Source organism: Natronorubrum daqingense, from assembly GCF_001971705.1.
In the GTDB taxonomy this organism is placed as follows: Archaea; Halobacteriota; Halobacteria; order Halobacteriales; family Natrialbaceae; genus Natronorubrum; species Natronorubrum daqingense.
Genome location: NZ_CP019328.1, coordinates 12,942 through 25,413, shown reverse-complemented (window position 1 = coordinate 25,413; position 12,472 = coordinate 12,942). Strand labels below are relative to the sequence as shown.

Here is a 12,472-nt window from a genome sequence, read left to right as displayed (position 1 = left end):
ACTCATGTCCGACGAGTCTCGTCGATCCACTGTGGCCCGCGTCGAACCGGTTCCCGACGAACCGGTGGCGATTGCGACCGTCGGTGACGAACGCGCACTGCTCGTCGCCGACTATCACGCCGGCTACGAAGCCGGATTGCGCTCCGAACGCGGCGTTACGGTTCCGAGTCGGGCCACAGAGCGCCGCGAACGCCTTCTCACGCTCCTCGAGCGAACCGATCCCGACAGACTCGTCGCACTCGGCGATCTCATGCACTCGATCGGCGACCCTGGCGGGGCCGAACGCGGCGAACTCGAGGTCTTACTCGAGTCCGTTCCGCGGACGATTCCCGTCACGGTGGTGAAAGGGAACCACGACGGGGCGATCGAGACGTGGCTCACCGAGGACGAAGCCGAAATCGAGACGAGCGTGACGGTCGTCCCCGGTGCCGGTATCGACCTGGGCGCGGGCACCGTCGGTGTCTGTCACGGCCACACCTGGCCCACACCGGCCACACTCGAGTGCGACGTGCTCTGTCTCGGCCACGAACACCCCTGTGTCCGCCTCGAGGACGACGTGGGCGGCAGCCGCGTCGAACGCACGTGGCTTCGCGGCGAACTCGACCCCAAGCCGTTCCGACCGCGACCCGAGTACGAGGGACTCTCGTGGCTGAGCGACGGCGCGATTGATCCGCCTCGAGTCGTGGTTCTCCCGGCGTTCAACGACCTCGTCGGTGGAACGTGGATCAACGTCCCCGGCCAGTCGTTTCTCTCACCGTTCTTGCCGGCCGGCATCGCCAGTGGCGAAGCCTACTTGCTCGACGGAACGCGACTCGGGCCGTACCAGTCGGTGTAGGGTGAACGCGACGCCCGTCAGCGCTGTACCGTCTTCGACTCGATTCGATCACCCTCACGCCACTGGTAGTAGTGATAGGTCGTCCCGGCGATTTCTTTGACCGAGACGTTCGCTTGCTCTGGAACGTCCGCGGGATACTCGTCTGGATCGGGTTCGCCTTCACTCTGCTCGCCATAGTCCGCTCCTGACCCCGCTTCGGCCGACGCCACCTTCCACGCCGCGAGCTCCTCGAGATAGTCGCTGGCCGCTCGAAGCGTCTCGACGTCGCGGGACTCGAGCGCCGCCAGCCGTTCCCGGACGTCCTGCTCGAGGGCGGACGGCGGGCGTGGTCGATCGTTCGTCGTCATCTTGTCGTCAACGTTGTGTACCAGGGCCCAAACCGTCGGCGATCCGTGGGTGTGCTCGTTCGACGGAGTGACTGAAGTCGACGCCACGCTCGTACTCACAACTCGGTGACGATCACGAGTCGACGATTGTCCTGAAAATACCCTACTCAACCCGTTAATCGAATATATACACTGCCGACGTGTGGATTTATATATCCAAATCGGATCAATGGTGACAATGAGTTCACAAGAACACCGACCCGCTCCGCTCATCGATCCAATTCCAAGCGATCTCGATTCGACCCAGGCCAAACTGGTGTACCTCTATCTCGAGGCGACCGACGGCGCGACTATCGACGACCTCGGCGCGACGCTCTCGATGTCCAAACTGTCCATTCTGAGCATCCTGAACACGCTCTCGAGTGCTGGCCACGTCGACCGAGCCAACGGCGAGTACGTTATTAGCGCGTGAGTTGACTCGAAATTCGTTCTCGCAGTACTCCTCGTGGCAAACTCGAGTGCTAGGCTCGCACTGCGTCGACGACATCCTCGATCGTGAATAGCCGCAGGTCGTCTCGTTCCGTCGCCGCTTCTTCGACGGAGGGTTTGAACCCAGTTCGAGAGAAGAGTGCGTACTGTTCGACTCGCTCCTGTCCATCCGGTGGCGTCCAGCGAAGTTCCTCGGCGTGGCGTTTCAGGTTCGAAAACGCGTCGTATCCGAGGGGCGATCGTTGGAATTTGCATTCGCCGACGACGAGTGCGTCTTCCGTCGTCAGCCCGACGACGTCTATTTCGTGGTCTTTGTACCACCACTGTCCCGTCTCCGTGATCGTGTACTCCGGATAGAGCGTTCGGAGCGCGCCACAACACAGCGTTTCGAACGATCGACTGACGAAATCGGGAAGTTTCGGTTCGATCAGCGTCTCGTACGCATCGGAACCGAGTTCGTCGTACCGGTCTCCGCTCCCGTAGACGAAGTGAAACCAGAAGCGAAAGAACGGTTCACGAATTCGGTAGCGGCTTCGTTTACTTCGCGCTTTCTGCTCGGTGATCGGCACGTGGCGATCGATCAGCCGCAATCGAGCCAGTCGATCGAGGTACTTCGATAGCTGATTGTACTCGATTCCCGTCGCCCCCGCAATCTCGTTACGACTCGTGTTTCCGCCAGCAATCGCCTCGAGGATCGAAAAGTATCGAGTCGGTTCCCTCAGTTCCATCCGGAGGACGTAATCTGGTTCGTCGTGGAGTGTTCCGTGCCGGGTAAGAATCGTCCGGTAAACGTTCTCCGCGAGGGTGTTTGCCGCTGAAATCTCTTCTAGGTAGTAGGGAACCCCTCCGAAAATTCCCCACGTGAGGACCTGTTCGGCCGGGGAATACTCGTCGCCGACGAATTCCATCGCAGCGTCGAACGGTAGTTGCCGGATATCCAGTTTTAGCGAGGAGCGCCCGTACAGTGGGCTGTTTCCGAGGAGCGCCGCTTCTTCCATCATACTGATCGATGACCCGACGAGGACGATTGTCGACGACGAGTCATCGAGGTCGTGATCGAACATCGCCTGCAGGACGGACGGCAAACTCCGGTCCTGTTCGACGAGGTACGGAAATTCGTCGAGGACGACGATTGCGTCTTGCTCCGCAAGATAACCGAGGATATCCTCCCATTCCTGGCGAATCCGAGCCACGCCGGGATACGACTGCGCCGCGATGTCGACGAACTGCTCGAGTTGCAACGCGCTCGTCTTCTGTCTCGCCTGATAGACGACGGCGTCGTCGTACCCCTCGAGTGACTGTTTGAGCAGTTCGGTCTTTCCGAGTCGTCGCCGACCGAACACGATGCCAAGCTCTGCATCGTCGGACTCGTAGAGTTCGTGCAGTCGCTCGAGTTCCTCCGTTCGGTTCACGAACGCGTCCATAGACGCTCTTTGTTGTCGACCAGTATAATCCTCCCGATAACTGTACTCCAGAGTTTGATACTCTAAAGTATGATACTCCAAAGTATCTTTCGCTGGGTGAGGTAGCGAGATAGCCCTCGAGAATCAGCGACCGATCTGTTACAACGAGTGAGATACCCGAACCCCGTGAGCTACCAGTGAGCGACGACCGAGCGAAAAGCGAGCAAAATCGAAACCCTGCGGTGAGCCGGGACGCCGTTAGAACGTCTCGAGGTAGCGGTCGAGTTCCCACTCGGAGACGTCGATGAGGTAGTCTTCGAACTCCTGGGATTTGGCCTCGACGAATTTCGGACCGATGTGTTCGCCGAGTGCGTCGTAGATAACCTCGTCTTCCTCGAGGGCGTCGACTGCCTTCCCGAGGTTCGAGGGGAGCGTCTCGATGCCGTACTCTTCGCGCTTTGCCTCGTCGAACTCGTAGATGTTCTCTCGAACCGGATCCGGCGCCTCGAGTCCCTGCTCGATGCCCTCGAGTCCGGCCTGAATCATGACGGCGAGCGCGAGGTAGGGGTTACAGGACGGATCGGGCGAGCGGAGTTCGACGCGGGAGGCTGCTGGGACGCGGGCGGCCGGTTTGCGGATTAGCGCCGAGCGGTTGCGATCGGACCAGGCGACGTAGACGGGTGCCTCGTAACCGGGGACGAGTCGCTTGTAGCTGTTGACCGTCGGGTTCGCGACCGCCGTAATCGCCGGCGCGTGCTCGAGAATGCCGGCGAGGAACGAGTGAGCGGTGTCCGAGAGATCGAACTCGTCGTCCGCGTCGTGGAACGCGTTCTCGCCGTCTTCGGTCATCAGAGAGAGGTGCGTGTGCATGCCCGAACCGTTGATCTTCGGAATCGGCTTTGGCATGAACGTCGCGTGCAGGTCGTGTTGGGCGGCGATGGCCCGGACGACGGTGCGGAACGTGCCGACGTTGTCGGCCGTCGCGAGCGCGTCGTCGTACTCGAAGTTGATCTCGTACTGCCCGCGTGCGACCTCGTGGTGGCTCGCTTCGATTTCGAAGCCCATGTCCTCGAGGCCGTAGATGATGTCGCGGCGCACGTCGGCGGCGAGGTCTTTCGGTGCGAGGTCGAAGTAGCCGCCGTGGTCTGCTGTTTCGGTCGTCGCGTGGCCGTCCTCGTCCTCCTCGAACATGAAGAACTCCGGTTCGGGGGCTGCGTTGACCGTGTAGCCCATCTCGTCGGCGCGCTCGAGTGCGTTCTTGAGCACGCGTCGTGGATCTCCCTCGAACGGTTCGCCGGTCGACGTGTTGTAGACGTCACAGATCATTCTGGCGGACGATCCCCCCTCGCTCTGCCTCCACGGGAGGACGGCGAACGTGTCCGGATCCGGAACCAAACGCATGTCCGACTCCTGAATGCGAACGAAGCCTTCGATCGACGAGCCGTCGAAATAGATCCCCTCGGAGAACGCCTTCTCGGCCTGTCGAGCCGGCACCGAGACGTTCTTCACCGTCCCCAGAATGTCGGTGAACTGCAATCGAAGGAAATCGATGTCCTTCTCCTCAATTTCGTCCAGTACGGTTTCTTCCGCCGTGGTCAGACTTCCACTTGTCATCTTCTACTCGAATAGGACATCGGAATCTACTATTAAATCTCTACTGTTGTGGGCGAATATACCTAAATCAGAATAAAGATGGACATATGTCGATCAACACTCTTTGATCGGGTCAGGCGAGCTGACATCGCCCGTAAAATCTCGAGAGAAAGTGGATGTTCGTCTGGGTGATGGCGTATCGGTGTGACTGCCTCGAGAGCAAATCGTTCGTCTCGTCGACGGATCAGTACCGTTCCTCGAGTCAGTTTGCCGTCGCCGTCGTGTCACCGACGGCCACTCCGGTTGGATGCCGTTGCTCGGAGAGTCGTGAGTCCGATACCGACGGTCACTCGCCAGATGTGAAGCGTCGCCCTGAGCGCGTGGTGCCAAGTGAGCGGCGACTGGGTCGAGGACGGATCGATCGGATCGCGATCTCGTCGCGGTCGTTTCATGATCGTCGTCTCGCAGACGGGACAGACGTACTCGAGGTGGTGGGGTCGCGTCCACTGATCCCAGTCGCCGTCGATCGGACTCACGTGATCGCACCCCCAACAGAACAGGGTCGATTTTCGCGTCGCTGGTCCGCGCTCGTCGGGCGTCGGTGCGGGCCGGGTCATCGCTCGGCCGTACCGGATTGGGGTACAAATTCACCGGCGACACTTCAGTACCTTCCACAGGGGTATCCACCGAATTACACGTGAAACGAGCCGAAACGAGGCGGCGAACGACCGCTTGGCTACCCGCAGCCGTTGTCCACGAGACGCGACCGAACCGATCATCGCTTCCGAGACTCGAGCGCGCTTTCGACGGATTCACGCGAACAACTCGCGTGAACGGTCAGCGACGAGACCGGAATTCGTCGAATCCCGGTCGCTACCGATTTCATGTTCCGCGTGCGAACGCGTGTATGAACGAGACGCCAACCCCGATACACCTCGAGGACGGTGACGCGCTCGATCGATTTCTCGAGACGCACGACGTCGCCCTAATCGAGTTGTACACCAGCGGGTGCGGAAAGTGTCAGGCGATGGAACCCGTGCTGGGAAACGTCGCGCGTGAAACCGGCGTTCCGATCGGACTGGTCAATCCCGGGGACGACCTCGCCCTGCTCGAGCGATTCGCCCTCGAGTCGGTTCCGACGCTGTGTTGTTTCGAAGACGGAACGGAAGTCGGACGGATCGCCGACGGCTTCCTCTCTACTGCGGCGGTCGTCGCCTTTCTCGAGAGCAACCTTCCAGACGCCGTCGACTCTTCGTGAACGAAGCTGGCGGCTCAAATCGTGGTGTTCGTCGTGTGGGGATGCTCGGGTCCAGTTCTGCCGGAGAGTCGTTACTCGGTTGGGTCTGCGCCGTCGTCTTCGCTGTCTTCGCTATTGTCACCGTTCTCGTCCGCGTCTTCGCCCTCGTCCTCGAGTGCGAGTTCGCTCGGGTGGACCTCGCCTGCGAGGAACTGCTCGCCGAGGTCCGTGATCTCGTACATGCCGATCGCCTGGCGCTCTAACAGCCCTCGCTTCGTAAGCTCTCGACATCGATACGCCGCGTCCGGGCCGCGACAGAGCCCTTCCTGTTCGATGTGTTTGGGTGCGTAGATGTAGTTTTCTTGCATCAACTCGAGGATGTCGTCGTCGACGGGGGTGAGCCATCCCTCGTCGTCGTCCCAGTCGTCGGTGTCGTCCGGTCGGTCGCCGTCGGGTGGATTCGTGTCGTCCATACTCTCCGAGTTGCGTCGTGTCCTCACCGAACCCGAAGCAATCGTGCTACAAGATCCTGTTGGATCCGGCCACCGGGTTCTCGGACGGTCTGTCGTGATTCTGTCTCGGTGATCGCTACCCAGGTCGAGCGCACCGGTAAAACGGCACACCGATCCGTGTCACGGCCGCGATTCCGGCGGGGCGGCGTAGTCGAGGTGCACGTTCGGCGCAGTTGCGGGTGAGACGCCCGTAATCTGCTGGTCGACGAACGTGACGTCGGTGAGTTCCCCCGTGAATTCGAAGCGAATCGTCCCCTGTTCGATCGTTCCTTCGACGGTCGAACCGGAGATGATCGTGACGTTCGTGTCACCGCGTTCGTTCCGAAGGTGAATTTCACCGTCGACGGTCAACTCGAAACTCGAGGGCGTACCGTGACCGATGATCGTGAGCGTGTTCGTCGCTCGATCGGTCGCTTCTCGATCCGATCCCGTTGCGGCGATGGTTACCGTCGGTTTACCCGGCAACGGGGCGACGATATCGGTACCCGCCGTCGCGGGTTCCTCGCTCGCGTTCGATTCTCCGTCCGCAGGGGGATCCTGATTGGGTTCCATATACTGGGTTCACCCGAGCATATCTTCATAAGCCTTCTCACTGAACTAATGGTTACGGGCGTTGAAATACACGACATCGTGGTTGTCAGTGGTTCCCACGGATTGAGATGGTTCGTCGTAACTCGAGGACTCGTTCGGGTCGCTCGCTCCGACCTCGAGTCAGCGAATTCACTACAGCAGCCGGCTTCACCGTTTTATTCGACGAAAAAATACTATATATGTATGAATTTTCTCACAAACGACATTCGGGATAAACGAACACGAAACACTTATGGATGAATCAGCAAAATAATCGGTATCACTAGTCGATGAGTCTCTCTCGCTTACTATCTGATCTCTTTACCGGATCAGAGACGAGTACCGACTCGCCCGCGTCGACGCAGGATTCCAACGCGGGCGAGTCGACGCCGGGGGGCGAGACGACTATTATCTACGAGTGTCGAAACTGCGGAACGAACGTCTCGGACGAAACGACGTGTTGTCCGGCGTGTGAGAGCGACGATATCGTCCGCTACACGATCGAGTAATATTCGTCGACATCGCATTCGGCTGGCGCGTGGTTCGAGAGGCGAGAAAAACGCTCCGCCCTCGAGTTATACGGACTGCTGTGACGAGTTACCGGCACAACCCCAGGACGGGTCGCGGTTGCGTCGGAACCGACTCACAGCAGTTCGTATCAGGGTGCTTCTCGATACTGTTCCGCGTTCGCTGGTGACTCGGTGTACTCGTACTCCGTGACCTCGAGGTCGGCGCTCTCTTCGGCGTCGAACCAGATGCCGAGTCCGAGTGCGATTATCCCGAGCACCAACGCGACGAAGGAACCGATCGCTCCGGCGAAGCCGTCGTTGCCGCGCAGCGTTCGCACGATCGATCCAGCTAGTCCGGCGCTTCCACCGGCCACTCCGACCGATCCCGCGCCGTACATGACGACGGCCGGGTGGAACTCGGAGACGACGTACTTGGTTTTCAGTCGCCAGAGGAAGTTTCGAAGCAACAACAGGGAGACGAACCGGATGAACGGGACGTACCGAATGCTGCTCTCTTCGTCCCCGTAGATCGCCGTCATCGGGACGTCGGCGACGCGGCGTTCGTGGACGTTCAAGTGCGCGAGGAGGTGATTGAGGAAGCCGTACTCGTCCGTGATCCCGTCGAGGTCCAGTGATTCAACCGTCTCGCTCGAGATTGCCGTGTAGCCGTTCTGGGGGTCGCCGATGGCCCAGTAGCCGGAGGCGAACTTCGAGAGCCCGGTGAGCAGGGCGTTGCCGAAGAACCTGAACGCCGACATATCCTCGCGGTCGTCGGGATGGAGGAGCCGGTTGCCTTTCGCGTAGTCGGCGTCGCCGTCGACGACGGGGTCGATGATCCGATGGAGGATGTCGGGGTCCATCTGGCCGTCGCCGTTCATCACGGCGATGACGTCCATGCCGTCGTCCACGGCGTTTCTGTAGCCCGTCTTGACGGCGGCACCGTAGCCGCGATTTTCCTCGTGTTGGATCGGAACGACTCGCTGTCCGTCACCGCCGTCGGTAACGGCCGGCTCGAGGTCCCTGGCGGCGGTGTCGTTGAGTCTCGAGGCGACCTGCTGGATGACGCTCCAGCTATCGTCCGGCGAATCGTCGTCGATCACGTAAATTCGGTCGACGAAGTCGGGAACGGTCTCGATGACGGTCCCGACGAACGGCGCTTCGTTGTACGCCGTGACGACGACGCCGACCCGACTGCCCTTATACATCGTTCCCTCCGTGTCGGCCGTCGGTCGTCGGCTCGTCGGCCGAGGAAACGCTGGTCGTCGGTCGATCGTCAGCCCGTTCGCCCACGCCACCGTCTGCCGTGAGCGACCGTTCGTCACCTCCTTTCAGCCCGTCGCCCGCGAGTCCGGCCGCCGGCGACTGCCCGTCGACTTTCCCCGCGAGCGTGTACACACGGTGGTCGGTCTCCGCCAGATCGAGGGCGTCTCGGCCGTCGACGACCACCATCGGCTCGAGGTCGTTCCAGGAAATCGCGTCGAACTCCTCGTGGGGGGTGACGAGGACGGCGGCGTCGAACGATTCGTCCGAAAGATCCTCGATCTCGAGCGCTCGAGCGCCGTACGCTTCTGGATCGACGAGCGGATCGATTCCGGCGACGTCGGCCCCGCGTTCCGCGAGCGCGTCGATCACGCCGAGCGCCGGCGAGGCTCGCGTTTCCTCGATGCCTGGCCGGTAGGTCACGCCCAGCACGAGGACGGATGCTCCCTCGAGATCGGCGTCCTCGGCTGCGAGCACTCGCTCGAGGCGGTCGACGACGACCGTCGGCATCTCGTCGTTGAGTTCCCGGGCGGTCTGGGTCACGGCCATCGGCTCGTCGTTCTGAGCAAGCAGGAAGTGGGGGTAGTAGGGGATGCAGTGGCCGCCGACTCCAGGGCCGGGGTCGTGGAGCTGACACATCGGCAAGTCGTTCGCCGTTTGAATCGCTTCGCGAACCGAAATGCCGAGTTCGTCCGCGAGTCGGCCCAACTCGTTCGCCAGCCCGATGTTGACGTCGCGGTAGATCCCCTCGAACACTTTGACGGCTTCGGCCGTCGTCGCGTCCGAGACGGGGTGAACCTCGTTGCTCGAGAGTTCGTCGTAGACGAGGGCGGCGGCGCGGGTGCTCTCGTCGTCGATCCCGCCGACGACCTTCGGATACTCTCCGCGGATGTCCCGGAGCGCCGTCGTGGATGACGTTCGCTCGGGACAGAACGCGAGCCCGAACTCCTCACCCGACAGGCCACTCTCTTGCTCGAGGTGGGGCTGGATAACGTCCCGGCAACTCGTCGGCGGCAGCGTCGATTCGGCGACGACGAGATCATCCGGCTCGAGGCCGGCGGCGATGTCGTCGACGACCGACTCGACCGTCGTCAGATCCGGTTGCTGGTCGTCGTCCAGCAGCGTCGGGACGATGATGACGTGAATTCGGGCCGTCGAGGCTGCCCGCTGGCCGTCCGTCGTCGCCTCGAGTCGACCGGCGTCGACCTGGTCGGCGATCAGCGCCTCGAGACCCGGTTCGCCGACGATGTGGCTCTCGCCGTCCGCGATCTGCTCGACGACGGCCGGGTCGATGTCGACCCCGGTGACGTTCCCGAACCGTTCGGCGTAGACGCCAGCGAGCGGGAGCCCCATCTTTCCGAGGCCGTAGACGGCGATCGGAATCTCGCCACCCGTGAGCAATTCGCGCTGTCGGTCGCTCGGACACGAGGCTCGATAGAGACCGACTGCCGAGTCGTTACCTTCCGCGGTACGTCCAGCCGTTCCGTCTGTTTCGCGGTCAGCGTTTTTGGGGCTCATCGCGCTTGCACCTCCCGTTTGGGGGTTTCTTCGTCGACGAGCGCGGAGATCGTCTGGACCGTCTCGAGGGCGGCGATCCCGTCTTCGGCCGTCACGACGGGCTCCGAATCGGTTCTGACGGCTTCGAGAAAGGCCTCGAGTTCGTGACGAAGCGGTTCGCCGTTGTCGACTCGCGGGCGTTCGATGACGCTCTCGTGACGGTACCGTCGTTTCCCGTCGTCGACGACGTACTCGGGGTAGGAGTTTCGGTGAATCAAGACGGACTGTTGGAGATAATCGACCTCGAGAAGGCACTCGCGGGCGGTCACGGTGAGTCTGCGGACTTTTTTCTGCGTAACGCGACTGGCGGTCAGCGAGGCCACCACGTCGTCGTACTGCAACGTCGCGGTCGTGTACTGGCCGTCGTCGGTGCCCATTGCGGTCATCGCGTCCGGCTGCCCGCCCAGGATGGCCCTGACGATGTCGATATCGTGGACCATCAGGTCCGAGACGACGTTCCCGAGCGACGTTCGCTCGAGGGGCGGACCGAGCCGTTCGGCCTCGAGGCTGATGACCTCGAGGTCGTCGATGAGTTCCGTCACCGTCTGGACGGCCGGATTGAATCGTTCGATGTGGCCGACTTGCAAGACGAGTCCAGCGTCGGCCGCTTGTTCGGCCAGCGCTCTTCCTTCCTCGACGGTCTCGGCGATCGGTTTTTCGACTAACACGTGGACGCCCGCGTCGAGACACTTCGAGACGACGTCGTAGTGGACGCTCGTGGGCACGGCGACCGTGACGACGTCGCAGCGCTCGAGGACGGTATCGAACGCGACGGCGTCGGTGTCGTACTCGCGGGCGACCCGCTGGGCGACCTCGTCGTCGTCGTCGCTGACGCACGCGAGGTCGACCGATCGCAGTTCACCGTAGACGCGCGCGTGGTTTTCGCCCATCGACCCGACGCCGATGACGCCGGCGCTGATCGGTCGTGCGGAGGGTGTTCGGTTCATGAGTGGAAGTGGTCGTGAATCACGTCGACGACGGTTCGTCGATCGGCCGCCGTAAGATCGGGGTGGACGGGTAGCGAGAGGACGGTTTCGCTCGCTCGCTCCGTCCGCGGAAGCGCCGCTGCGGCCGTACTCACCGTCTCGTAGGCGGGCTGTCGGTGAATCGGTGTTCCGTAGTAGACGCCGGTGTCGACGCCGTGATCCGCGAGCGTCGCAGCGAGGGCGTCTCGCTCGTCCGTCGAAATCGTGTACTGGTGGTAGACGTGACGGTAGCCCGCCGGCTCCGTCGGCGTCTCGAGTGGTAACGATGCCAACTCGTCGTCGTAATAGGCGGCGTGTTCTCTGCGGGTGCGGTTGAACTCGGGGAGTCGCTCGAGTTGGGCGCGACCGATCGCGCCGGCCACGCTCGTCAGTCGGTAGTTGTGGCCGAGACGGACGTGGTCGTAGTTGCCGTCGGAGCCGACGTCTCGCCCGTGGTTGACGAAACTCGCGGCGCGCTCGGCGACATCGGCTCGATCGGTAGTGATCACGCCGCCTTCGCCGGTCGTCATGTTCTTCGTCGGATAGAACGAGAAACACGCCGCGTCGCCGAACCCGCCGACGTGCTCGCCGTCGATCGCCGCCCCGTGGGCCTGACAGGCGTCTTCGACGACGAACAGATCGTGTTCGTCCGCGATCGCACAGAGGTCGTCCATCGGGGCGGCCAGCCCGTAGAGGTGGACCGGCATGATCCCGACGACGTCGTCTCGTTCCTCGAGCACTCGCTCGACGGTATCTGGGTCGAGAGTGTACGTCTTGGGGTCGATATCGGCGAAGATCGGCGTTCCACCGGCGAGTCTGATCGCGTTCGCACTCGCCACGAACGAGAACGACGACGTGATGACGCCGTCACCCTCTTCGAGCCCGAGCGCCTCGAGCGCCGCGTGGAGTGCCGTCGTCCCGTTCGAGGTGGCGACGGCCCGATCCGTGCCACAGTAGTCGGCGAACTCGTCTTCGAAAGCTCTGACTTCGGGGCCGTCGGCGAGCATCCCGCTCTCGAGGACGGACTCGACTCGCTCGAGGGCATCTGGACCCAGGGCGGGAGCCGCGATCGAAACGGATTCCGTCGACTCGTCGGCCGACGAATCTGCGTTGCTCGTTGAACTCTCGGCACCGTCGGACTCCGCGACGCCGCCGTCCGCTCGAGCGTTCGATCGCGTCCCGCCCATCTGCGCCGTTCGCTCGGGGTAATCTCCCC

The 12,472-nt window shown here is 62.0% G+C and carries 14 protein-coding genes; 4 read left to right on the top strand and 10 right to left on the bottom strand.

What is annotated here, in order from left to right:
* Nucleotides 1–4: 4 nt before the first annotated feature.
* On the top strand, nucleotides 5–835 hold the full coding sequence (locus tag BB347_RS16595; RefSeq protein WP_076583529.1) for a metallophosphoesterase: 831 nt from the start codon (nucleotides 5–7) through the stop codon (nucleotides 833–835).
* Between the two features lie 17 nt (nucleotides 836–852).
* Here the strand turns inward: BB347_RS16595 and BB347_RS16590 are convergent, their stop codons facing one another.
* Nucleotides 853–1,182 carry a hypothetical protein gene (locus tag BB347_RS16590; RefSeq protein ID WP_076583649.1) on the bottom strand — a complete coding sequence of 110 codons (330 nt, stop codon included), beginning with the start codon at nucleotides 1,180–1,182 and terminating at the stop codon, nucleotides 853–855.
* A gap of 217 nt (nucleotides 1,183–1,399) precedes the next feature.
* Between BB347_RS16590 and BB347_RS16585 the strand changes: the two genes are divergently transcribed.
* Complete coding sequence (locus tag BB347_RS16585; RefSeq protein ID WP_076583527.1) at nucleotides 1,400–1,633, top strand: MarR family transcriptional regulator; 234 nt, start codon at nucleotides 1,400–1,402, stop codon at nucleotides 1,631–1,633.
* Nucleotides 1,634–1,682: 49 nt separating this feature from the next.
* Here the strand turns inward: BB347_RS16585 and BB347_RS16580 are convergent, their stop codons facing one another.
* The 3 genes from BB347_RS16580 to BB347_RS16570 all read right to left on the bottom strand — a co-directional run bounded on the left by BB347_RS16580 (nucleotide 1,683) and on the right by BB347_RS16570 (nucleotide 5,263).
* On the bottom strand, nucleotides 1,683–3,074 hold the full coding sequence (locus BB347_RS16580; RefSeq protein ID WP_076583526.1) for an ATP-binding protein: 1,392 nt from the start codon (nucleotides 3,072–3,074) through the stop codon (nucleotides 1,683–1,685).
* Nucleotides 3,075–3,311: 237 nt separating this feature from the next.
* Nucleotides 3,312–4,667 carry a type I glutamate--ammonia ligase gene (glnA, locus tag BB347_RS16575; RefSeq protein ID WP_076583524.1) on the bottom strand — a complete coding sequence of 452 codons (1,356 nt, stop codon included), beginning with the start codon at nucleotides 4,665–4,667 and terminating at the stop codon, nucleotides 3,312–3,314.
* Between the two features lie 263 nt (nucleotides 4,668–4,930).
* Nucleotides 4,931–5,263 (bottom strand): hypothetical protein, encoded by a 333-nt coding sequence (locus tag BB347_RS16570; protein WP_076583523.1) that lies wholly within the window; start codon nucleotides 5,261–5,263, stop codon nucleotides 4,931–4,933.
* A gap of 290 nt (nucleotides 5,264–5,553) precedes the next feature.
* Between BB347_RS16570 and BB347_RS16565 the strand changes: the two genes are divergently transcribed.
* A complete protein-coding gene (locus tag BB347_RS16565; RefSeq protein WP_076583521.1) occupies nucleotides 5,554–5,904 on the top strand; it encodes a thioredoxin family protein in 351 nt (116 codons plus the stop codon).
* Between the two features lie 71 nt (nucleotides 5,905–5,975).
* Here BB347_RS16565 and BB347_RS16560 read toward each other — a convergent pair whose 3' ends face one another.
* Both BB347_RS16560 and BB347_RS16555 read right to left on the bottom strand, forming a co-directional pair.
* Nucleotides 5,976–6,356, bottom strand: coding sequence for a hypothetical protein (locus tag BB347_RS16560; protein ID WP_076583520.1), 381 nt, complete (start codon nucleotides 6,354–6,356; stop codon nucleotides 5,976–5,978).
* A gap of 159 nt (nucleotides 6,357–6,515) precedes the next feature.
* Nucleotides 6,516–6,947 carry a hypothetical protein gene (locus BB347_RS16555; RefSeq protein ID WP_236996014.1) on the bottom strand — a complete coding sequence of 144 codons (432 nt, stop codon included), beginning with the start codon at nucleotides 6,945–6,947 and terminating at the stop codon, nucleotides 6,516–6,518.
* Between the two features lie 308 nt (nucleotides 6,948–7,255).
* On the opposite strand from BB347_RS16555, the gene BB347_RS16550 reads away from it, so the two are divergent.
* Nucleotides 7,256–7,474: a hypothetical protein gene (locus BB347_RS16550; protein ID WP_076583518.1), complete on the top strand. Its 219-nt coding sequence runs from the start codon at nucleotides 7,256–7,258 to the stop codon at nucleotides 7,472–7,474.
* A 149-nt stretch (nucleotides 7,475–7,623) separates the two neighbouring features.
* Here BB347_RS16550 and BB347_RS16545 read toward each other — a convergent pair whose 3' ends face one another.
* Genes BB347_RS16545 through BB347_RS16530 form a run of 4 tightly spaced genes read right to left on the bottom strand, consistent with a single transcriptional unit; the run spans nucleotide 7,624 to nucleotide 12,443 of the window.
* Nucleotides 7,624–8,679: a glycosyltransferase family 2 protein gene (locus BB347_RS16545; protein ID WP_076583647.1), complete on the bottom strand. Its 1,056-nt coding sequence runs from the start codon at nucleotides 8,677–8,679 to the stop codon at nucleotides 7,624–7,626.
* Nucleotides 8,672–10,252 (bottom strand): nucleotide sugar dehydrogenase, encoded by a 1,581-nt coding sequence (locus BB347_RS16540; protein ID WP_076583517.1) that lies wholly within the window; start codon nucleotides 10,250–10,252, stop codon nucleotides 8,672–8,674. Before BB347_RS16540 ends, BB347_RS16545 begins: the two co-directional genes overlap by 8 nt.
* On the bottom strand, nucleotides 10,249–11,238 hold the full coding sequence (locus tag BB347_RS16535; protein ID WP_076583515.1) for a Gfo/Idh/MocA family protein: 990 nt from the start codon (nucleotides 11,236–11,238) through the stop codon (nucleotides 10,249–10,251). The genes BB347_RS16540 and BB347_RS16535 overlap by 4 nt, the downstream gene beginning before the upstream one ends.
* Complete coding sequence (locus tag BB347_RS16530; protein WP_076583646.1) at nucleotides 11,235–12,443, bottom strand: DegT/DnrJ/EryC1/StrS family aminotransferase; 1,209 nt, start codon at nucleotides 12,441–12,443, stop codon at nucleotides 11,235–11,237. Before BB347_RS16530 ends, BB347_RS16535 begins: the two co-directional genes overlap by 4 nt.
* Between the last annotated feature and the right edge of the window lie 29 nt (nucleotides 12,444–12,472).

Bases quoted from the DNA above. Each gene is read 5' to 3' on its own strand.
- BB347_RS16545 (WP_076583647.1), bottom strand. From the start codon at position 8,679: ATGTATAAGGGCAGTCGGGTCGGCGTCGTCGTCACGGCGTACAACGAA.
- BB347_RS16565 (WP_076583521.1), top strand. From the start codon at position 5,554: ATGAACGAGACGCCAACCCCGATACACCTCGAGGACGGTGACGCGCTC.
- BB347_RS16530 (WP_076583646.1), bottom strand. From the start codon at position 12,443: ATGGGCGGGACGCGATCGAACGCTCGAGCGGACGGCGGCGTCGCGGAG.
- BB347_RS16555 (WP_236996014.1), bottom strand. From the start codon at position 6,947: ATGGAACCCAATCAGGATCCCCCTGCGGACGGAGAATCGAACGCGAGC.
- BB347_RS16550 (WP_076583518.1), top strand. From the start codon at position 7,256: ATGAGTCTCTCTCGCTTACTATCTGATCTCTTTACCGGATCAGAGACG.
- glnA (WP_076583524.1), bottom strand. From the start codon at position 4,667: ATGACAAGTGGAAGTCTGACCACGGCGGAAGAAACCGTACTGGACGAA.
- BB347_RS16570 (WP_076583523.1), bottom strand. From the start codon at position 5,263: ATGACCCGGCCCGCACCGACGCCCGACGAGCGCGGACCAGCGACGCGA.
- BB347_RS16540 (WP_076583517.1), bottom strand. From the start codon at position 10,252: ATGAGCCCCAAAAACGCTGACCGCGAAACAGACGGAACGGCTGGACGT.
- BB347_RS16590 (WP_076583649.1), bottom strand. From the start codon at position 1,182: ATGACGACGAACGATCGACCACGCCCGCCGTCCGCCCTCGAGCAGGAC.
- BB347_RS16560 (WP_076583520.1), bottom strand. From the start codon at position 6,356: ATGGACGACACGAATCCACCCGACGGCGACCGACCGGACGACACCGAC.
- BB347_RS16580 (WP_076583526.1), bottom strand. From the start codon at position 3,074: ATGGACGCGTTCGTGAACCGAACGGAGGAACTCGAGCGACTGCACGAA.
- BB347_RS16585 (WP_076583527.1), top strand. From the start codon at position 1,400: ATGAGTTCACAAGAACACCGACCCGCTCCGCTCATCGATCCAATTCCA.
- BB347_RS16595 (WP_076583529.1), top strand. From the start codon at position 5: ATGTCCGACGAGTCTCGTCGATCCACTGTGGCCCGCGTCGAACCGGTT.
- BB347_RS16535 (WP_076583515.1), bottom strand. From the start codon at position 11,238: ATGAACCGAACACCCTCCGCACGACCGATCAGCGCCGGCGTCATCGGC.